The following is a 21,495-nucleotide window of genomic DNA, read 5'->3' on the forward strand; positions in this document are numbered from 1 at the left end:
GCCGAGGGGCGGGAACGCCGAAACCGCCACGGAGCCGTGCTCCGCTCGGCAGGATGGGCGCATGGACCGTGGGGATACAGGGCCGGACCGGCCGCGGCCGATGGTGGTGCGCGTGCCGGTGGAGCCGGTGGAGGCCGCAGCGGAAGCCGACGCCGTCGACGCCGTGGTGCGTGCGGGCGACGTGGCCGTGCGCGGCCCGCTGTTCGGGGTGGCGGCACAGCGCCCCGGGGACGGGCCGCGGTGGCGGGTGGTGGTCGCCGTCGCGGCCGGCTGCCCGCAGCTGGCACGCGACAGCCTGAACTCGAAGCTGTGGTTCCGTGCGAAGGACGAGGCGAAGGACCGGGCGGAGCGGCGCGACCTGCTGGCCGCGGTCGCCCGGCTGGAGACCGGGCGGGTCGACGAACTCGTCGCGGCCGGCGACCGCTACCGCATCGTGCGCGCCGAGGAGTACGCGGGCGCCGGCCCGGGCGGCATCGAGGAGCCGCGCCCCACCGACCCGGAGCCCCCGGTCCCGGACTGGGCCCGCAACGCCGCGGAGCCGAAGGTCGACGCGGACCTGGTCCTGGACCCGGACGCCCCGGTCACCCCGACCCAGGCCGTCGAGCAGCTGGCCCTGCGCGGCCTGCACTACGTCGGCGACCGGTTCCCGGCAGACGTGCGCGCCGACTCCCGGCAGGCGCTGGACACCCACCCGGACGTGCTGCTCCTGCCGCCCACGTTCACGGTCGTGGAGCAGTCGAGGGGCGGCTGGAAGCCGGTCAGCGGCCCGCACCCGACGGCGCACGCGGCCCGCAGGTCGCTGGAGTTCGGGCTGACCTGGGCGTGGCCGCGGATGCGCGGCCTCATCCCCGTGAGCACCGACACGCACACTGACGCCCGTACCCGGACGGCGGCCGCCGGCGGACGGGCGGACCGGCACGCCGCGGAGCTCGCGGCGTACGCCGAGGCCGCCGACCGGCTCCGGGCCGGCCGGGTGAACCGGCTGGAGTTCCGGGGCACCGTGTACCGGATCGCCCGCACCCGCCGTCTGCTGCGCTGGGGGCCCGACGGGCCCGAGGGCCCCCGCCCGACCGACCTCAACACCCAGGACCCGGCACGGATCCACCCGCCGCTCGACGAGGACGGCAACGTCCTGCCCGAGGACTGAGCGGGGGCGTCCGCCGGGGCGCACCCAGGGTGTCCGGGCCGGCCGGGTCGGGACCGGCCGCCCCGGACACCGGAACCCGGGGCCCCGGGGGATCAGACCAGGTCGAACCGGTCGAGGGTCATGACCTTGTCCCAGGCGGCGACGAAGTCGCGCACGAACTTCTCCTCCCCGTCCTGCGAGGCGTAGACCTCCGCGATGGCCCGGAGCTGGGAGTTGGCGCCGAAGACGAGGTCGACGGCGGTCGCCGTCCACTTGGCCCCGCCCGTGGCCCGGTCCCGGCCCTCGAACCCGTTCTCGACCGTGGCGGACGGCGTCCACTGCGTGCCCATGTCCAGCAGGTTGACGAAGAAGTCGTTCGTCAGTGTCCCCGGCCGGTCGGTGAACACGCCGTGCGGGGACTGCCTGACGTTGGCGTTCAGCGCCCGCATGCCGCCCACCAGCACGGTCATCTCGGGAGCGGTCAGCGTCAGCAGGTTGGCCCGGTCCAGCAGCAGGGTCTCCGGCGGCAGCTTCTCGCCCGCCCGCACGTAGTTGCGGAACCCGTCCGCGGCCGGTTCCAGCACGGCGAACGAGTCGACGTCGGTCTGCTCCTGCGTGGCGTCCGTGCGCCCCGGGGCGAACGGGACCGTGATGTCGTGCCCGGCGTCCCGCGCCGCCCGCTCGACGGCAGCGCACCCGCCCAGCACGATCAGGTCGGCCAGCGACACCCGCTTCCCGCCGGACTGCGCGGCGTCGAAGTCCCGCCGGATCCCGTCCAGGGTCTGGAGCACCGCGGCCAGTTCGGGCGTCTTGTTGGGCTCCCAGTCCTTCTGGGGGGCGAGCCGGATGCGCGCCCCGTTCGCGCCGCCGCGCTTGTCGGTGCCGCGGAAGCTCGCCGCCGACGCCCAGGCGGCGGCCACCAGGTGGGACACCGGCAGCCCGGAGCCGAGGATGCTGTCCTTGAGGGCGGCGACGTCCTTGTCCGTGACCAGGTCGTGGTCGACCTCGGGGACGGGGTCCTGCCACAGCTGCGGCTCCGGGACCCACGGGCCGAGGTAGCGCGAGGCGGGCCCCATGTCGCGGTGCAGCAGCTTGTACCAGGCCTTGGCGAAAGCGGTCGCGAGCTCGTCCGGGTGCTCGTGGAAGCGCTGCACGATCGGCCGGTACACCGGATCCACCTTCAGTGCGAGGTCCGTCGTCAGCATCATCGGGGCGTGCCGCTTCGCCGGGTCGTGCGCATCGGGCACGATGTCCTGCGCCTCGGGGTCCTTGGGCTTCCACTGGTTGGCGCCGGCGGGACTCTGGGTCAGCTCCCACTCGTACCGGAACAGGTTGTCCAGGTAGCCGTTGTCCCATCGGGTCGGCGCGGTGGTCCACGCGCCTTCCAGCCCGCTGGTGAGGGTGTCGGAGCCGCTACCGCTGCCGTACGTGTTCCGCCAGCCGAGGCCCTGCTGCTCCACGGGGGCGGCCTCGGGCTCCGGGCCGATGTACTGGGAGTCGACCGCGCCGTGGCACTTGCCGAAGGTGTGGCCGCCGATGATGAGCGCCGCCGTCTCCTCGTCGTTCATCGCCATGCGCGCGAAGGTCTCGCGGACGTCCCGCGCGGCGGCCACCGGGTCCGGGTTGCCGTTGGGGCCCTCCGGGTTCACGTAGATCAGCCCCATCTGCACGGCGCCGAAGGGCCGGGCGAGTTCCCGGTCGCCGCTGTAGCGCTCGTCCCCGAGCCAGGTGTCCTCGGGCCCCCAGAAGACCTCGTCGGGCTCCCAGATGTCCTGCCTGCCGAATCCGAATCCGAACGTCTTGAACCCCATGGACTCCAGTGCGCAGTTGCCGGCGAAGACCAGCAGGTCGGCCCAGGAGATCTTCCGCCCGTACTTCTGCTTGACCGGCCAGAGCAGGCGGCGTGCCTTGTCGAGGCTCGCATTGTCCGGCCAGCTGTTGAGGGGGGCGAAGCGCTGGGCGCCGGCGCCGCCCCCGCCCCGGCCGTCGGCGATGCGGTACGTGCCCGCGGCGTGCCAGCTCATCCGGATGAAGAGCGGCCCGTAGTGGCCGTAGTCCGCCGGCCACCAGTCCTGTGACGTCGTCATCACCTCGAAGACGTCCCGCTTCAGCGCGTCGACGTCGAGGGTCTTGAACTCCTCCGTGTAGTCGAAGTCCTCGCCCATGGGATCGGCGAGGGGCGAGTTCTGGTGCAGGACCTGGAGGTCCAGCTGGTTCGGCCACCAGTCCTGGTTGGTCCTGGGCCGGGTCGCCGTAGGGGTGGGGGAGGGGATTGCCGGGTTCTCGCTCTCGCTGCCGGACACGTCCATCCTTCTTCCTGTTTGGATATTTTGTCCGTATGGTCGCGCACGGCGGACCGCGGAGCGGTGAGAACACGCCTGGAAGAATCCGCGTCAGGGCACCTTGAGCGGGTGACCGGGGGCGAGGGCGGCGGCGATGCGTTCGGCGATGGTCTGGGCCGAGTTGCCCTCGGGGCTCTCGGGACCCTGCGTCACGCTGACCGCGATGGACAGCTGCTGCGCCGGCAGGTAGGCCTGGACGGCCGCGTACCCGGAGAAGGACGGGTTCGTCGTGATCCAGCCGTTGACCACGATCACCCCGAAGCCGAAGTGCCGGGACGGCGTGTTGGTCAGGAGGCAGACGCTGGCCGGGCAGGAGGCCGTCGCGTGCCCCAGGCCGACCGTGCCCGGGTCCAGCTGGGTCCGGAAGGACTTCTGGGACAGCAGCTCACCGGTGCCGATGCCGCGGGCCGACCGTTCCAGATCGCAGACGTCCTGGACCAGGACCGCTCCCGGGGCCGTGGTCCAGGAGGGGTTCCAGAAGGTCGACTCCTCGTAGCGGCCGCGTTCGGCGGTGAAGGCGTGCAGGACGGGCTCCGGGATCTGCGGCGTGAACCGGTTGGTGGTCTGGCCGAGCCCCAGCGGGCCGAAGACGCGTGCGGCGAGCAGCCGGTCCAGGCGCTGGCCGCTGATCTTCTCCAACGCGGCCCCGAGGAGGACGAAGTTGGCGTGCGAGTAGTTCCAGTTGGTCCCCGGCTCGTAGAGGAGCGGGGGAGTCGCTGCGATCTTGAGGACCTCCGCCGGGGTCCAGGCGCGGAACGGCGCCGCCTCGTACTCCGCGATGAACTTCGGGTTCGTGACGTAGTCGTGGAGGCCGGACGTGGAGCTGCCGAGCATCCTGAGGGTGATCTCCGAGCCGTGCGGTGCGTCCGGCACCCAGCGGGACACCGGGTCGTCGAGCGAGGCCCGGCCCTCCTCGACGAGCTGCAGCAGGACGGTCGCCATGTAGACGATGCCGACGGAGCCGGTGCGGAAGTGCATCGACGGATCGGCCGGAACGCCCGTCATCGACTCGCCGAGGGCCGAGGTGAGCACCTCCTGGCCGCGTGAGGTCACCTTCAGGACCACCGCGTTCAGCCCGAACTCCCGCTTGGCCCGCTCCGCGATGTCGAGGACCCGGCGGGCGTCGCCGTGGGCGGGGACGGGCGCGGGTGAACCGACGCAGGCCCGCGGGGCGGTGGCCGCAGGAGCGGCGGAGGTCGCAGCGGGGGCGGCGGAGGTCGCAGCCGCGCCGGACCCGGCCGGCAGGGCTGCGCCGATCAGGCAGGCCGTGCAGAGCGACACCGCGGGCGTGCGCCTCATCCTGCCAGTGTGGGCGTGGCCGCAGCCCGGCGCACTTCTGCTCGAGGAGGCGGTCAGGCTCGACGGAGGCGGTCAGGAGCGGGGAGCGGCGCGGGCCAGGAACCGGTGTTCCGCGAGGAGGTCGTCCGGATCGGGGGTGCGGCCGTGCCGGGCGGCCCGTTCGGCCCGGCCGGAGGGGTGGAGCAGGAGCAGGACGCCGTCCGGGGCGGTGACGCGGGCCCCTTCGCGGAGCGCGGCGCCCGGGTCCGGGAGGTGGTCGAGGAGGCCGGCCGAGAAGATGCCGTGCACGGACCCGCCGGGCAGCGGGAGCCGGGTGCAGTCGGCGGCGAGGAGCCGGCCGTGGTGGGTGCGGCCGTGCCGGGCGGCGGCCGTCAGCATGGCCGGGGTGACGTCGACCCCCAGTACCCGGCCGCCGGGGCCGACCTGGGCGCGCAGTGCGGGCATGGCCCGCCCGGTGCCGCAGCCCAGGTCCACGGCCGGCCCGCCGGCCGCCAGCCGCATCCGGGCGACGGCGGCCTCGTACGCCGGGGTCTGGCACGCGAATTGCTCCTCCCAGGCCGCGGCGCGGAGGGTGAAGAAGGCCCGGGTGGCGGTGTGTTCGGCCCGGCCGCCACGAGGGCCGCGAACCGACCGAGGAGCGCCTCGCCCCATGGGTCGGGGGCGTGGGCGCGGGCGGGGTCCGGGCCCCCGGTGCGGTCTGCTGCGGGTCCGTCCTGCGGGAGGAACCGTACGCCCCAGGCGCTGGGCCCGATCCGGAAAACGCCTGCTCGGGGTAGCCGTCGCAGGAGGCCAGGACGACCGCGTCGGCAGGCAGCGCGAGGGGCTCGGAAGCCGGCCGCGTTCCGGGGGCGGGGCGGGCGGCTCCGGCGAACAGCGGGTCGGTCGCGGCAGCCGGGGTGAGCTCCACGGACCGGCCCGCGGCCCGAGCACCGCGAGCGGGGGCCGCACCCGCACCGCGCCCGCCGGCTCCGCCAGCAGCCGCGCACCGGCGCCCAGCGCCAGCAGGGGCACCTCCGCACAGAGGGCGTCCCGTACGAGGGCGGGCGGGCCGTGCGGTGGCGCGGACCGGGGGCCGCCCAGGACGATCAGGCCGGCGATGCCGCTGAGGTCGCCCGCGGGCCCGTCCTCGCCGTCGGCCACGATGACCGTCCGGACGGAGAGGCCGGCGTCGGCGAGCACCTTGCGCACGGTCGGCGGAGTCCCGGATGCAGCATGCCGCACGACGACGACCGCCATCTCTCACTCCTCGTGTGCGAGCCGCCGAGGCCGCTCGGGGTGGCGTTCAAGCAAGGTGCGCCGAGAGGGGCCGCATATGCCAGACCGTCCCGTCCTCGGGACGTCACCGGCGCGGAGGTCGCGGGTTCACCGGCGGGGGGCGGCAGCTGTGAGGGAGCCGGAGCGCAACCGCAATCCGCCCGGCAGCGGCAGGAAACGCGGCGGCCCGACAGTCGTGTCCATGCCTGCCGTGACCGAGACCGAGACCGTGACCGACCCCGCCCCGGCCGCCGTCGCCCGCTCCTGCGACCCGGCCCGGGCGGTGCCCTGGGCGCAGGCGCGGGTGCTGGCCCACGGCGCCCCGGCCCGGCCGGTGCCCGCCCGTGCGGTGCCGCTGCGCGGCGCAGCCGGGCTCACCCTCGCCGAGGACCTGTGCGCCCTGCACCCGCTGCCGTCGTTCGACACGGCCGCCATGGACGGCTACGCCGTGGCGGGCGCCGGCCCGTGGCGCGTCCGCGGGACCGTCCGGGCGGGTGCCGCCTGGACGGGCGTCCTGGGCGCGGGGGAGTGCGTGGGGGTGTCCACCGGGGCCCCGGTGCCGGTCGGGGCGTGCGCCGTGCTGCCGCTGGAGGTGGCCCGGGTCGACGGGGACGGCCGGGTGTCCGGTCCCGTACCGCCGTCGGGCCGGCACGTCCGGCGGACCGGCGAGGACGCCGCGGCCGGCGCCCGCCTCGCCCCGGCGGGCAGCCGGATCGGGCCGGCGCTCCTCGGCCTCGCCGCGTCCTGCGGCCACGACACCCTGGCCGTACGGCCGCGGCCCCGGGTCGGCGTGCTGGTCACGGGCGACGAGCTGGAGCATGCCGGCAGGCCGGGGCCGGGCCGGGTGCGCGACGCCCTCGGGCCGCTGCTCCCGCCGCTGGTCGCCTCCCTCGGCGGCGAGACCGTCGAGGTGCGGCACGTCCCCGACCGGCCGGCCGGGCTGCTGGCCGGGGCCGTCCACGGGATGCGGGACGCCGATGTCGTCGTGGTCACGGGATCCACCTCCGTCGGTGCCACGGACCAGCTGCGCCGGCTGCTGGCCGGGGCCCGGGCCCGGACGGTCGTCGACACCGTCGCCTGCCGCCCCGGGCACCCGATGCTGCTGGCCGGGCTGGACGGCGGCCGCTGGCTGGTGGGGCTGCCCGGAAACCCGTACGCGGCCCTGGCCGCCGCCCACACCCTGCTCGGCCCGCTGCTCGCCGCCCTGAGCGGCCGCACCCTCGCGTCCCTGCCGCGCGTCCCGGTACGGGGCCCGGTCCGGCCCGCGCCCGGGCTGACCCGCCTGGTGCCCGTCGCGTGGGACGGCGGCGGGGCCGAGGTCGCCGACGGGCACCGGGCGGCGTTCCTGCAGGGCGCGGCCGTGGCCGACGCGCTGGCCGCGATCCCGCCGGACTGGACGCCGGGCGACCCCGTCCCGCTGCTCCTGATACCCGGCTGACGGCCGCCGCCGGGCTACGGGATCGCGCGGACGACCACCAGCGAGCCCTCGTACGCGCCCTGGGCGCAGGTGGCCGTACGCCTCGTCCCAGGCACCCGATTCCAGGTCGCGGCGCAGGGCCGCCTCGAAGCGCGCCCCGACCCGGTCGTCGACGAGGTCCCAGGCCGGGCACGCCTGCCGTACCGCCGGGTCGAGGAAGAGCTCCGGACGGCCGTAATACGCCTCGTTGAACGCGTCGGTGCAGTCCGGCGGGATGGGCACCGTCCGCACTGCGCCCGTGCCCCCGAGCGCGTCTGCGAGGTTCCCGACGGTGGGGTGGCGGCGGGCCTCGGCGTCGAGGACCTCCGGCGCGTACCGGTACAGCCAGAAGTCCCGGACCAGCGCGGGGTCGCAGGTGAGGATCACCACGGGCCCGCGGGTCACCCGCCGCAGTTCCCGCAGGCCGGCCCGGACGTCGGACCACCGGGGCAGGCCGCACAGCGCCGTCGCCGCGTCGAACTCCCGTCGGCGAAGGGCAGCGCCTCGCCCGTCACGACGTCGAGCACCCTCCGGGCACCGCCCAGGGCCTCGGTGACGGCCCGGGCGATCCGCTCGTCCGGACGGCGGCGTCGAGCGGAGTCGCCGGGCCCGACGGGGCCGTGGTGGACGTCGCCGGCGCGGCTCGCCTGGGTGTGCGTCGTCCTCGTGGTCATGGAGCCCGCCCTCTCCGTCGCCCGGCCGCCCGGCGGTTCCCGCCGCGGGAAACCTCGCGCCCCATCCTGCATCTGCGCTGTGAATTCGACAATTGCCTGGCAACTGATGGGTCGAACAGCGGAAACGCTTCGCATGTGAGCCGACGCCGCGGGAGAGGGTGCCGCAATGCGCCTACAAGTGGCCGAAATGCGTCGAACCAGTCGATCCTTCCCGCAGGTGCACTAAACTGGCGGGCTGTTTGGCGCTGTACCCGAGCAACCCGGGCGGAACCGGGATATTCCGACAACCCGGCCGTGCCCGGGTGCGAGACGTGAGGGCCGATGGCTGCCACACCCGAACACGGTGAACTCACCCTGATCGACGACCGCACGACGGCCGAGGAGGACGGGCGCACGGAGTGCGGTAAGTCCGCCCGGTTCCGCGCCGGGCCCGCGGCCCCGCCGCGCACCCTCGTCGACGTGTTCGACGCCTCCGTGCGGGCGTACCCGGACGAGCTCGCCCTGGACGACGGCACCGCCCGGCTGACCTACCGGGCCCTCGCCGCCGAGGTCGAGCGCCGTCGGCGCGCCCTCGCGGCCGCCGGGATCGGCCTGGGCGACCGGGTCGGCGTCCGCGTGCCCTCCGGCACCAACGAGCTGTACGCGACGGTCCTCGCGGTGCTCGCCGCCGGCGCCGCCTACGTGCCGGTCGACGCCGAGGACCCCGACGAGCGCGCCGCGCTGGTCTTCGCCGAAGCCGGGGTGCGGGCCGTGCTCGGAGCCGGGCAGTGCATCGAGGCGTTCGAGCCCCCGGCCTCGGCAGCCGAGGGTGCCGCAGAGACCACGGGAGCCGCGGGAGCCGCAGAGACCTCCGGCGCCACGGAAGCGGCCGTCGCCACCGGTCCGGCCCAGGGCAGGGCGGCCCGCGCCGCGCGCCCCGGGCCGGAGCACGACGCGTGGATCATCTTCACCTCGGGCTCCACCGGCAAGCCCAAGGGCGTCGCCGTCACCCACCGCAGCGCCGCCGCGTTCGTGGACGCCGAAGCGGCGCTGTTCCTCGCCGACGAGCCGATCGGACCCGGCGACCGGGTCATGGCGGGCCTCTCCGTCGCCTTCGACGCCTCCTGCGAGGAGATGTGGCTGGCCTGGCGGCACGGCGCCTGCCTCGTGCCGGTACCCCGCTCCCGGGTGCGCAGCGGCGCCGACCTCGGCCCGTGGCTGGTGGAACAGGAGATCACCGTCGTCTCCACCGTGCCCACACTGGCCGGGCTCTGGGAGCCCGACACCCTCGACGAGGTCCGGCTGCTGGTCTTCGGCGGCGAGGCCTGCCCGCCCGAGCTGGGCCGGCGCCTGGTCACCGAGGGCCGCGAGGTCTGGAACACGTACGGCCCCACCGAGGCGACCGTCGTCGCCTGCGCCTCGCTCCTGACCGGCCAGGACCCGGTCCGGATCGGCCTGCCGTTGAACGGCTGGGAACTGGCCGTGGTCGACGAGTCCGGCGAACCGGTACCGATGGGCGGCAGCGGCGAGCTCGTCATCGGCGGCGTGGGCCTGGCCCGCTACCTCGACCCGGACAAGGACCGGGAGAAGTACGCCCCCCTGGACGCCCTCGGCTGGCAGCGCGCCTACCGCAGCGGCGACCTCGTCCGCGCGGAACCCGACGGCCTGGTCTTCCTCGGCCGCGCCGACGACCAGGTCAAGCTCGGCGGCCGCCGCATCGAGCTGGGCGAGGTGGACACCGCACTCCAGGCCCTGCCCGGGGTGAGCGCCGCGGCCGCCGCCGTCCGCACCGCGCGCGGCGGCACCCAGCTGCTGGTCGGCTACCTCGTCACCCAGGACGGCTGGGACCGGGCGGCGGCCCTCGAACGGCTGCGGGCCGCCCTGCCCGCGGCCCTCGTACCGCTGCTGGCGCCCGTCGACGCACTGCCCACCCGCACCTCCGGCAAGGTCGACCGGGACGCACTGCCCTGGCCACTGCCCGACCAGGAGACCGCGACCGGCCCCGCCGCGCAGCTGCACGGCACCGAGGCCTGGCTCGCCGAACAGTGGCACGAGACCCTCGGCGTGCCCGTCACCGGCGCCGACGACGACTTCTTCGCGATCGGCGGGGGCAGCCTCGCCGCCGCCCGGCTCACCACCCGGCTGCGCACCCGCTACCCCGGCGTGGCCGTCCTCGACGTCTACCAGCAGCCCACCCTGCGCAAGCTCGCCCGCCGGCTGGAGAAGTCCGCGCAGGAAGACGCCGCTGCCCGTCCCGTCGCCCCCGTCCCCACCCGCACCCAGCTGGCGCAGTGCCTCCTGCTGCTCCCGCTCGCCACCCTGGTCGGCCTGCGCTGGACCGTGGCCCTGCTGGCCCTGGGCAACGTCCTGCACCGGCTCGGGCCCTACCCGTGGGCGCCGACCGCCTCCTGGTGGCTGGTCGGCGCCGGAGCGGCCGTGCTCTTCAGCCCACCGGGCCGGCTCGCGATCGCCGCCGGCGGCGCCCGGCTGCTGCTGCGCGGCGTCCAGCCCGGCCGCTACCCGCGCGGCGGGAGCGTGCACCTGAGACTGTGGACGGCCGAGCGGCTCGCCGAGTGCGCCGGCGCCACCGCGCTCACCGGGTCCTGGCTGGAGCGCTACGCCCGGGCCCTCGGCGCCAGGGTCGGCCCCGACGTTGACCTGCACTCCCTGCCCCCGGTCACGGGCCTGCTCAAACTGGGCCGCGGCTGCGCCGTCGAGTCCGAGGTCGACCTCGCCGGGCACTGGCTGGACGGGGACCGGCTGGTGATCGGCCCGGTCAAGGTCGGTGCCGGGGCGGTCGTCGGCACCCGCAGCGTGCTCTTGCCCGGGGCCCGGGTCGGCAAGCGGGCCGAGGTGGCCCCCGGCTCCGCGGTGACCGGGCAGATCCCGACCGGCCAGCGCTGGGCCGGGGCGCCCGCGGTCAAGCTCGGCCGCGCCAAGCACAACTGGCCCCGGGAGCGCCCGCCCCGGTCGGTCCACTGGCGCGCCATGTACGGGGTCACCGGCTTCGGGCTGACGCTCCTGCCGGTGGCCGCCGTCGTGCCCGCGCTGCTCGTGGCCGGCCGGTTCGTGCCCGCCGACGCCGGGCCCGCCCGAGCGCTGGGCGGAGCACTGCTCGCAGCGGTGCCGGGTGCTCTCGCGTTCGGGTGCGCGTACGCCCTGCTGGTGCTGGTCTCCGTACGCGCGCTCAGCATCGGGCTGCGCACCGGGAGCCATCCGACGCACAGCAGGGTCGCCTGGCAGGCCTGGACGGTCACCCAGCTGATGGACCTCTCCCGGGGCACGCTCTTCCCGCTGTACGCCGGGCTGATCACCCCGGTGTGGCTGCGGCTGCTCGGCATGAAGATCGGCCGGGGCGCGGAGGTGTCCACCGTGCTCGCCCTGCCGAGCCTCACCACCGTGGGCGACGGCGCATTCCTCGCCGACGACACCCTGACCGCGCCCTGCGAGCTGGGCGGCGGCTGGGTGCGGATCGGCCACTCCGAGATCGGCCGCCGGGCCTTCCTCGGCAACTCGGGGATGACCGCCCCGGGCCGCGCAGTGCCGGACGACGGGCTGGTCGGCGTACTGTCCGCCACCCCGAAGAAGGCCAAGAAGGGCAGCTCGTACCTGGGCCTGCCGCCCGTCCGGCTGCCCCGCTCCGCGGCCGACGCCGACCTGAGCCGGACGTACGACCCGCCCGCGCGGCTGCTGTGGGCGCGCGGCGCGGTGGAGCTGTGCCGGCTCGTCCCGGTGTTCTGCTCGGCCGCGCTGGCCGTCCTGGCCGTGGCCGTCCTGAGCGCCGCGGCCACGGCGGGCGGCCCGGGCCCCTGGGGCGCGGCGCTGCTCTCCGGGGTGGTCCTGCTCGCCGCGGGCACGGCCGCCTGCGCGGTCGCAGTGGCCGCGAAGTGGCTGCTGGTGGGCCGCCACCGGCCCGGGGAGCACCCGCTGTGGAGCGGCTTCGTGTGGCGGGGCGAGCTGGCGGACACGTTCGTCGAGGTCCTGGCCGTGCCGTGGCTGGCCGGATCACTGTCCGGCACGCCGCTGCTGGTGCTGTGGCTGCGCGGCCTCGGGGCCCGCATCGGCCGGGGCGTGTGGTGCGAGAGCTACTGGCTGCCGGAGACGGACCTGGTCGTGCTCGGTGACGCCGTCAGCGTGAACCGCGGCTGCGTCCTGCAGACACACCTCTTCCACGACCGGATCCTGCGGACGGATACTGTGATCCTCCGTGAGGGCGCCACCTTGGGCCCGGGCGGAATCGTCCTGCCGGGGAGCACGCTGGGGGCGCGCAGCACTCTCGGCCCGGCCTCCCTCGTGATGGCCGGGGAGTCCGTCCCCGCCGACTCCCGCTGGCTGGGCAATCCGATCGAGGCGTGGCGGTCGTGACGGGCCGCCGCGGGCACCGGGCGGCAGGGAGCGGAAGCGTCAGTGAACGGCCAGCAGACAGCGGGATCCGACCCCTATTTCCCGGACAACGGTGACCCCCGTTACCGCGTGCACCGGTACGAACTCGCCGTGGAGTACCGTCCCGGCCCCAACCGGCTGGCCGGCACGGCCCGGCTCAGCGCGATCGCCGGGCGGGCGCCCCTCACCGAGTTCCACCTCAACCTGGCCGACTTCCGGCTCGGGCGGGTGCTCGTGGACGGCCGGGTCCCGCACTACAGCCACCGGGCCGGCAGGCTGCGGATCCGGCCGGCGAAGCCGCTGCACGCCGGGGCCGCGTTCACCGTGGAGGTCAACTGGTCGGGCAACCCCAAGCCGGTGCGCAGCCCCTGGGGCGGCCTCGGCTGGGAGGAGCTGACCGACGGGGCGCTGGTGGCCAGCCAGCCCGTCGGGGCGCCGTCCTGGTACCCGTGCAACGACCGGCCCGCCGACAAGGCCGCGTACCAGCTCTCGGTCAACACGCCGTCCGCGTACACGGTGGTGGCCGGCGGCCGGCTCCTCACCCGCACCACGCGCGCCAGCACGACCACCTGGGTGTACGAGCAGCCCGCGCCCACCTCCAGCTATCTGGTCGGGCTGGCCATCGGCACCTACCAGATGGTGCTGCTCGGCGACCCCGGCCTCGGCGGCGTGGCGCAGAGCGCGCACGTGCCGCCGCACCTGCTGCCGAGGTTCTCCCGGGACTTCGCCCGCCAGCCGGCCATGATGCGGCTGTTCGAGGACCTGTTCGGCCCCTATCCCTTCGGTGAGTACACGGTCGCCATCGCCGACGAGGAACTGGACGTCCCCGTGGAGGCCCAGGGCATGTCCCTGTTCGGCGCCAACCACGTGGACGGCGTGCGCGGTTCGGAGCGCCTCGTCGCCCACGAGCTCGCCCACCAGTGGTTCGGCAACAGCGTGACCATCGCCGACTGGCGGCACATCTGGCTGAACGAGGGCCTCGCGAAGTACGCCGAATGGCTCTGGTCCGAGCACTCCGGCGGCCGCACGGCCCACCAGCTGGCGGCCGCGGCACACCGGCTGCTGGCCGCGCAGCCGCAGGACCTGCGGCTGGCCGACCCGGGCCGGAAACTGATGTTCGACGACCGGCTGTACCAGCGCGGGGGGCTCGCCGTCCACGCGGTCCGCTGCGCCCTGGGCGACGCGGCGTTCTTCCCCATGCTGCGCGACTGGGCGGCCGTGCACCGCCACGGAGTGGTCACCACCGCCGCGTTCACCGGCCACGTGGCGCGGCACGCGCCCCGCCCGGTGGACGAACTGCTCGCCGCCTGGCTGTTCGAACCGGCCCTCCCGCCGTTCCCCGCGCCGCCGGAACCCGTGGCCCCGCGGAAGGGGAAGCGCTGATTCCGACCGATGGCCGAAATTCGTCTGCATGGCCCCGAGTTCCCTTCCTGGCCTGCGGGATCCGTGCGGAAAACCGGCCGTCCGGTCGGCGGGGAAGGGGGATTCTCGAGTCCTGGTAGGGGTCGGATCTAGGGGTACTCGAGGGATTGTTGCTCTGCTAGACATGAGATCAACGGAACGCGTGTGCGGAAGCAGGAAATGCGCCGGATCTGAAGATCGATCGTGCGTGCTGCGTCCGGACCGGAAAACGGAGTTTTCATCCCCTTGATCGACATGCAGAATGCCGACGGCTGGATCCGCCGCTATCACGCCGCGGACAACAGTCCGATCCGATTGGTCTGCCTGCCGCACGCCGGCGGATCGGCCTCCTTCTACTTCCCCGTCTCTCAGGCCCTCTCCCCGGCGGTGGACGTCCTGTCCGTGCAGTACCCCGGACGGCAGGACCGCCGCCATGAGCCCGGGTTCACCGACATCGGTGCCTACGCCGACGCCCTGACCAGCGCACTCCTGCCCTGGGTGGACAGGCCGCTGGCCCTGTTCGGCCACAGCATGGGCGCCGTCCTCGCCTTCGAGGTCACGCGCAGGCTGGAGCGCGACCACGGCATCGACCCGGTGCGCATCTTCGCCTCGGGGCGGCGCTCGCCGTCGAGTTTCCGCCACGAAACCGTGCACCTGCGCGATGACGACGGCATCGTGGCCGAAATGCGGGAACTCAGCGGAACCGACGCCGCGATTCTCGGCAACGAGGAGATCCTCCGCATGGTGCTGCCCGCCATTCGGAGCGACTACACCGCCATCGAGAACTACCGCGCCGCCGCCGAGGACACGGTGAAGGCACCCGTGACCGTACTCACCGGCGAGTCCGACCCCCGGACCAGCAGTGAGGAAGCGGACGCCTGGGAAGGCCACACCCTGGGCGGATTCGACATCCATCGTTTCCCCGGTGGCCACTTCTTCCTCGCCCCACAACAGGCGCAGATCCTGAAGATCATTTCAGAGGAGCTCGCGGAGGCCACCCGCAAGGGGTGAGCCGCGATCCGGGCCGGGCCGCATGACCAACGGCCGGCCCGGAAGGCGAACGGACGAGGCGGGTTCCACGGCCGTGCCGGACAGTCCTCCGCACCGGGAGGCATCCGAGCCCCGACCGCACCCGCCCCGTACCCGCCCCGCCGGACCGGCGGGCCACGAGGAGGCGTGACGCAGTGCAGTGCAGGACAGGTTCACAGAGCCCGGGGGAAAGGGACGCACAGGTGGCAAGGCTGGCCGAGCGCGAGAAGCAGTGGGAGACGCTGACCGACCTGCTCGGCAGCGCGCGGCGGGGCCGCGGACGCGTCGCGGTGATCAGCGGGCCCACCGCCGCCGGGAAGACGGCCCTGCTGGAACACTTCACCGAACAGGCCATCGCCGAAGGGACGCTCGTCCTGGAAGCCGCCGGCTCCCGGCCCGAGCGCCACCTCCCCTTCGGCATCCTGCGCCGCATCCTCGACAGCGCCGCACCCCTGGACCCCGCCGTCCACGCCGAGGCCACCGCCCTGCTCGACGCGGTGGCCGCACCCGCCACCGGCACATCCGGCGCCGCCGACACCACCGGCGGCACCGAGGCCGGCATGCGCGTCCTGCCGCACGTGTGCGCCCTGCTCCTGCGGATCGCCCGGGACCGCACCCTCGTCATCGCCGTGGACGACGTCCACCACGGCGACGAACTCTCCCGCGCCTTCCTGCTCTGCCTGGCCCGCCGGGTCCGGCAGGCCGGCGTACTGATCGTCCTCTCCGAGGCCGTGCGGCTGCTGCCCGCCCAGCTCGCCTTCCACGCCGAACTGCGGCGCCAGCCCAACTGCACCAGCGTCCGGCTGCCCCTGCTCACGGCGGACGGCACCGCCCGCATCCTCGCCGACCACTTCGCCACCGCCGCCGCCCAGCGCCTGTCCGCCGACTGCCAGGAGGCCACCGGCGGCAACCCGGTCCTGGTCAACGCCCTGCTGGAGGACGGCCTGGCCGCCCTCGGCGGCAGCGAGCCCTTCCAGCCGCTCGCCCCCGCCGAGCACTTCGAACGCGCCGTACTGGACTGCCTCCACCGCGGCGACCCCGAGATCCCCGCCGTCGCCCGCGGCATCGCCGTCCTCGGCGACGCAGCCCCGCCCGCCCTGCTCAGCCGTATCACCGGCGTCCACATCAAGGCCGTCGAACTGGCCGTACAGGACCTGAACCGGTGCGGGATCCTCGGCGACGGCGCCTTCCGTACGCCCGCGACCCGCGCCGCCGTCCTGGTGGCCACCCAGCCCGGGGAGCTCGCCGCCCTCCACGGACGCGCCGCGCGCCTGCTGCACCAGGACGGCGCACCCGCCCTCGACGTCGCCCGCCACCTCCTCGCCACCCGCAGGCCGGCGGACGAGTGGGCCATCCCCGTCCTGCAGGAGGCCGCCGAGTACGCCCTCGTCGAGGACGACCCCGAACTGGCCCTGCGCTGCGGGGAACTCGCCGTCGACTCCTGCCCCGAGGGCCCCCGGCGCACCGCCCTGAAGTCCCGCCTGGTGAGCATCGTCTGGCGCAGCAGCCCGGTCGCCGCCGAGGGCCACCTGCGGCAGCTGTCCCGCGAGTTCTGCGCGGGCCGGCTCACCGACCGCGACCTCCTCCACGCCGTCAGCTGCCTGGCCTGGATGGGCGAGGCCCGGCAGGCGGGCGAGGAAGTGCGCCGCCTCCAGGCCGCCGAGGAGGAAGCCCGGGACGCCGGCCTGCCCTTCACGTACGACCCCGGCACCCTCGCCGCAGCCCAGAGCTGGCTCTCCGTGGTCAGCCCCCCGGTCCGGGAGGCGTTCACCGCCGCCGGCCTCCCGGGCACCCACCGGCCCGGAGCGCCGCGCACCCCGGCCGGGACCGCCGCCGCCCGCACCCCCGCCCCGTACACCATGCCCGACGACGCCCATCTCCCGGCCGTCGAGGCCATGCGGACCGCCCTGCGCGGCGGACAGGGCGAAGCGGCCGTCGCCGAGGCCACCCGGGTGCTCCAGCGCTACCACCTCAGCGACCGCACCCTCATCCCCCTCGTCCTCGCCGTGCTGGCCCTCGTCTACGCCGGCCGCCTCGACCTCGCGCTCACCTGGACCGACCGGCTCCTCGGCGAGTGTTCCGCCCGCAACGCGCCGACCTGGCAGGCGGCCCTCGGCGTGGTCCGTGCCGAGGCCGTCCTCAGGCAGGGCGACCTGCCGGGCGCGGCCGCCCAGGCCCGCCAGGCCATGTCGCTGATATCCGTGCAGTGCTGGGGCGTGGGCATCGCCCTGCCGCTCGCCGTCCTCATCGAGGCCGAGACCCAGATGGGCAACCTGGAAGAGGCCATATCCCTCCTCGAACAGCCCGTGCCCGAAACGATGCTGGAGACCCAGATCGGGCTGCACTACCTGCGCGCCCGGGGCCGCTGCCACCTCGCGACCGGCCGCTACCACGCCGCCCTGCGCGACTTCCTCACCTGCGGCGAGCGCATGCAGGGCTGGGGCATGGACTCCGTCGAACTCGTACCGTGGCGGCTGGACGCCGCCGAGGCCTGGCTGGCCCTCGGCAACGTGCCGCGCGCCCGGGAGTACGTCGAGCAGCAGAAGCAGCGGGAGGCGGGCGCCGCCGGCAGCCGCACCCGCGGAGCCCTGCTGTTCGCCCTCGCCCGCACCAGCGGTGACCTCACGTACCGGCTGAAGCGCCTCACCGAGGCCGTGGAGACCCTGGAGCAGGGCGAGGACCGCATCCAGCTGGCCAGGGCACTGGGCGAGCTGGGCAGCGGCTACCGCGCGGCCGGGGACTTCAACCGGGCCCGGATGCTCGTCCGCAAGGCCTGGCACGTCGCGAAGTCCTGCGGGGCGCAGCCGCTGTGCCAGGAGTTCACGCCCGGCCAGGGCGACGGCGAACCCGTCACAGCGGGGCGGGAGGCCGCGGACCCGCCCCGGGAGGCGGAGGTGCTCTCCGAGGCGGAGGCCCGGGTGGCGCTCCTCGCGGCCCGCGGCCACACCAACCGGGAGATCGCCGGCAAGCTGTACGTCACCGTCTCCACGGTCGAGCAGCACCTGACCCGGATCTACCGCAAGTTGCAGGTCAAACGGCGGCGGGACCTGCCCGCCCGGCTGTGGGACCTCAGCCTGCCCGGGATCGCCTGAGCCGCGGCCGGACACCCGCCCCGCCCCGCCGGGGCCCGCGCCCTCCGCAGGCCCCGCCCCCACCAGGACCTTGAGGGGCCGGTAGGGGATGTGGCCCGACACCGCCGGAAAATACGGTCGGGGAGGACAGGCGCGCCCGTCGGGCGTCGAGGCCCCGCAGGTGTCCGAACACCCAGGCCCCGGACCGGGGCGAGGAGCCGTTTGCACCGAGCCGCCGGGAAGCGCCGCGAAGACCGAGGAGCATCGCATGTGCGGCATCGCCGGCTGGATCGCCTACGAACGGGATCTGGCCCAGGAGACCACCACCCTGGACGACATGGTCCGGACGCTGACGGGACGGGGTCCCGACGCCGGAGGCAGCTGGATCGACGGCCCCGCCGCCCTCGGTCACCGCCGGCTCGCCATCATCGACCTGGAGGGCGGCGTCCAGCCGATGGAGGCCGCCACCCCCGACGGCCGCGTCGCGCTGACCTACAGCGGCGAGGTCTACAACTTCCGCGAGCTCCGCGAGGAACTGCGCGGCCGCGGCCACCGCTTCCGGACCTCCAGCGACACCGAGGTCGTCCTCCACGCCTACCTGGAGTGGGGCGAGGCTATGGCCTCCCGCCTCAACGGCATGTACGCCTTCGCCGTCTGGGACGGCCGCGCCCAGAAGCTGGTCATGGTCCGAGACCGGATGGGCGTCAAGCCGCTCTTCTACCACCGCACCGCCGACGGGGTGCTGTTCGCCTCCGAACCCAAGGCGATCTTCGCCAACCCGCTGGCCAAGCCCGTGGTCGGCGCCCGAGGCCTGCGCGAGTTCATCGCCTTCAACCGGCCGCCCGGCGAGACCATCTGGGACGACGTCGTCGAGGTGGTGCCCGGCACCGTCGTCACCGTCGACCGCGCCGGCATCCGCAGCCACACCTACTGGCGGTTGGAGAGCCGCGAGCACACCGACGACCTCGACACCACGGTCGAGCGGGTACGGGAGCTCCTGGAGGACACCGTCGCCCGGCAGCTCGTCGCCGACGTGCCCACCTGCGTCCTGCTCTCCGGCGGCCTCGACTCCAGCGCCATCACCGGCCTGGCCGCCGCCCACCGGGCCACCGAGGGCCGGCCGCTGCACACCTTCGCCGTCGACTTCACCGGCGAGTCCACCCACTTCGTGCCGACCGGCGTGCACGGCAGCCGTGACGCCGACTTCGCCTCCGCGATGGCCCGCCACGCTGGCTCCGAGCACACCGACATCGTGCTCGACCCGACCTCCCTCGCCGACCCCGAGGTGCGCCGCCAGGTCGTCATCGCCCGGGACAGCCCGGCCGGCCTCGGCGACATGGACGTCTCCCTCTACCTGCTCTTCCGGGCCATCCGCGAGCGGTCCACCGTCGCCCTGTCCGGCGAGGCCGCCGACGAGGTCTTCGGCGGCTACGGATGGCTGCACAACCCGGCGGTCCAGGAGGGCGACACCTTCCCCTGGATCACCGCCGGCATGATCGGCGCCACCCCCAACACCCAGCCCGCCGAGATGTACAACCTCGACACGCTGATCGCCCTCAACCCGCTGGAGGCCCTCGCCGACCACTACGCGACCGCCGTCGCCGAGGTCGGCCGCGTGGACTCCGAGACCCCCCACGAGCACCGCATGCGCGTGCTGTCGTACCTGCACCTCACCCGCTTCCTGCGGATGATGCTGGACCGCAAGGACCGCATGAGCATGGCCGTCGGCCTGGAGGTCCGCGTGCCGTTCTGCGACCACCGCCTCGTGGAGTACGTCTACAACACGCCGTGGTCGATGAAGACGTACGACGGCCGGGAGAAGAGCCTGCTGCGCGGCGCGACCAAGAACCTGCTGCCGCAGTCCGTCGTCGAACGGGTCAAGAGCCCCTACCCGGTCGTCCAGGACTGGCGCTACGCCGAAGCGCTCCAGCAGCACGCCAAGCAGCTCGTCGGTGAGGACGGCCCGGTCTTCCAGATCGTCAGCCGGGACTGGCTCGCCGAGTCCGTGAAGGCGGCCCCTGAGACCCTGAGCGGTGCCGCCCGCAACGGCCTCGAGCGGGCCCTGGACACCGCGATCTGGCTCGACGCCTACCGGCCCGAGATCCGCATGTAGCGGGCGAGCCGCCGCGCGGCTCCGGACGACGGCGAGGGCCGGCGGGGAAACCCCCGCCGCCCCCTGCCGCATCAGCTCCGGCCCCGTGCCGCTCAGCGGCGGGCCAGCTCCTCCAGCCGCGGTACCAGCGACGCCGGCGTCGGCATCGACTCGATCTCGGCCCTGACCTCCTGCGCCACCACGGCCATCTTCTCGTCCGTGATCAGCCGCGTGAGCAGCTCCGCGTCCAGGTCCTCCGCCGAACGGCTGAGGCCCAGGCCCCGGTCCTGCACGCACTGGGCGTTGATCCCGCGGTCCGCGCCGTCCGGCAGCACCAGCTGCGGCACTCCCGCGTTGAGCGCGGCCAGCGTCGTCCCGGCACCGCCGTGGTGAACGGCCGCATCGCAGTTCTCCAGCAGCTTCGCCAGCGGCACCCAGCCCACGACCCGCACGTTCTCGGGCAGTTCGCCGAGCTCGGCCGTCTCGACCTCGCCCAGCGCGAGCACGAACTCGGCGTCCACCTGCGGGGCGGCGGCCACGAGCCGCTGGACCGGACCCAGACCGTTCACGTGGACCGTCGCCGTACCCAGGGTGACACCGATCCGCGGGCGGCCCGACCGCTGCTCCAGTACCCAACCGGGCAGTACGGCACCGCTGTTGTACGGGACCGGCCGCATCACCCAGCCGTCGACCTCCGGCTCCACCATGCTCTGCGGAGCGATGTCGATCGTCGGTACCCGGTCCGGCACGCCCGCCACACCGTGCCGGGCCATCGTCTCCGACATCATCGCCACCGTCAGCTGGCGCAGCGGAGTCGCCCGCACACAACCGAAGTCGTGCTGGACCGCCGGGATGCCGAGACGCTCCGCCGCGATCAGGCCGGCCACGAAGATCTGCTCGTACACGATCAGGTCGGGGCGGAACGCGTCGGCGGTCTTCATGATGCCGTCGGCGAGGGCGTCGTTGAGCTGGGCGAACAGTCTGAGTCCGTCCATCGGATCGATCTCGCCCGGCTGCCGCAGCCGCGCTATCAGCTCCCCGCACTCCGTCTGGAGGAACTCCTCCAGACGGAAACCGGGGGAAACGTCGGCCACGTGCAGACCGGCGTTCGCCGCCTCCAGTGCGTCGCCCGAGCTGGCGACCAGGACGTCGTGACCGGCCGAGCGCAGCGCCCAGGCCAGCGGAACCGTCGGGAACAGGTGCCCGATGGCCGGATAAGTCACTAACAGAACGCGCATGGCAAGACTTCCTCTCGGGTGGTGTGGACAGAGTGAAGCCCGGTATCCCACCCGAGATCAGGATGCGGTGGAAGACCGGGCCGTGGACCCTTGACAAGAACCTTCTGAATTCTTGCAATTGCCCTTACTGCGGGGGCATCATGAGTCAGTC

Annotated in this window: 12 protein-coding genes; 7 read left to right on the top strand and 5 right to left on the bottom strand. The window is 74.4% G+C overall.

The window, feature by feature from the left end:
• Positions 1-61 precede the first annotated feature (61 nt).
• Entirely contained in the window at positions 62-1,147 is a 1,086-nt protein-coding gene (locus ACZ4VL_RS30630) for a DUF5954 family protein (protein WP_468206343.1), read from the top strand.
• Positions 1,148-1,239: 92 nt separating this feature from the next.
• Here ACZ4VL_RS30630 and katG read toward each other — a convergent pair whose 3' ends face one another.
• The 3 genes from katG to ACZ4VL_RS30645 all read right to left on the bottom strand — a co-directional run bounded on the left by katG (position 1,240) and on the right by ACZ4VL_RS30645 (position 6,003).
• Entirely contained in the window at positions 1,240-3,429 is a 2,190-nt protein-coding gene (gene katG, locus ACZ4VL_RS30635) for a catalase/peroxidase HPI (RefSeq protein ID WP_468206347.1), read from the bottom strand.
• 90 nt (positions 3,430-3,519) lie between these two features.
• Positions 3,520-4,767: a serine hydrolase domain-containing protein gene (locus ACZ4VL_RS30640; RefSeq protein WP_468206348.1), complete on the bottom strand. Its 1,248-nt coding sequence runs from the start codon at positions 4,765-4,767 to the stop codon at positions 3,520-3,522.
• A 72-nt stretch (positions 4,768-4,839) separates the two neighbouring features.
• Complete coding sequence (locus tag ACZ4VL_RS30645) at positions 4,840-6,003, bottom strand: methyltransferase domain-containing protein (protein WP_468206351.1); 1,164 nt, start codon at positions 6,001-6,003, stop codon at positions 4,840-4,842.
• A 220-nt stretch (positions 6,004-6,223) separates the two neighbouring features.
• On the opposite strand from ACZ4VL_RS30645, the gene ACZ4VL_RS30650 reads away from it, so the two are divergent.
• A complete protein-coding gene (locus ACZ4VL_RS30650) occupies positions 6,224-7,459 on the top strand; it encodes a molybdopterin molybdotransferase MoeA (protein ID WP_468206354.1) in 1,236 nt (411 codons plus the stop codon).
• 419 nt (positions 7,460-7,878) lie between these two features.
• On the opposite strand, the gene ACZ4VL_RS30655 is transcribed toward ACZ4VL_RS30650, so the two are convergent.
• Positions 7,879-8,151: a hypothetical protein gene (locus tag ACZ4VL_RS30655; RefSeq protein WP_468206356.1), complete on the bottom strand. Its 273-nt coding sequence runs from the start codon at positions 8,149-8,151 to the stop codon at positions 7,879-7,881.
• A gap of 321 nt (positions 8,152-8,472) precedes the next feature.
• Here ACZ4VL_RS30655 and ACZ4VL_RS30660 point away from each other — a divergent pair, with 321 nt between their 5' ends.
• From ACZ4VL_RS30660 to asnB, 5 genes are all read left to right on the top strand, one after another.
• Positions 8,473-12,495 carry a Pls/PosA family non-ribosomal peptide synthetase gene (locus tag ACZ4VL_RS30660; protein ID WP_468206358.1) on the top strand — a complete coding sequence of 1,341 codons (4,023 nt, stop codon included), beginning with the start codon at positions 8,473-8,475 and terminating at the stop codon, positions 12,493-12,495.
• A 42-nt stretch (positions 12,496-12,537) separates the two neighbouring features.
• Positions 12,538-13,896 (top strand): M1 family metallopeptidase, encoded by a 1,359-nt coding sequence (locus ACZ4VL_RS30665; RefSeq protein ID WP_468206361.1) that lies wholly within the window; start codon positions 12,538-12,540, stop codon positions 13,894-13,896.
• Between the two features lie 273 nt (positions 13,897-14,169).
• Positions 14,170-14,925: a thioesterase II family protein gene (locus tag ACZ4VL_RS30670; protein ID WP_468206373.1), complete on the top strand. Its 756-nt coding sequence runs from the start codon at positions 14,170-14,172 to the stop codon at positions 14,923-14,925.
• Positions 14,926-15,146: 221 nt separating this feature from the next.
• Complete coding sequence (locus ACZ4VL_RS30675) at positions 15,147-18,035, top strand: helix-turn-helix transcriptional regulator (protein WP_468206363.1); 2,889 nt, start codon at positions 15,147-15,149, stop codon at positions 18,033-18,035.
• Positions 18,036-18,282: 247 nt separating this feature from the next.
• Positions 18,283-20,127, top strand: coding sequence for an asparagine synthase (glutamine-hydrolyzing) (gene asnB, locus ACZ4VL_RS30680; RefSeq protein ID WP_468206365.1), 1,845 nt, complete (start codon positions 18,283-18,285; stop codon positions 20,125-20,127).
• 92 nt (positions 20,128-20,219) lie between these two features.
• Here asnB and ACZ4VL_RS30685 read toward each other — a convergent pair whose 3' ends face one another.
• The gene (locus ACZ4VL_RS30685; RefSeq protein ID WP_468206368.1) at positions 20,220-21,344 is read right to left on the bottom strand and encodes a nucleotide disphospho-sugar-binding domain-containing protein; all 1,125 of its coding nucleotides are present in this window, start codon (positions 21,342-21,344) and stop codon (positions 20,220-20,222) included.
• Between the last annotated feature and the right edge of the window lie 151 nt (positions 21,345-21,495).

It is taken from the genome of Streptomyces sp. NPDC029014, assembly GCF_055564695.1.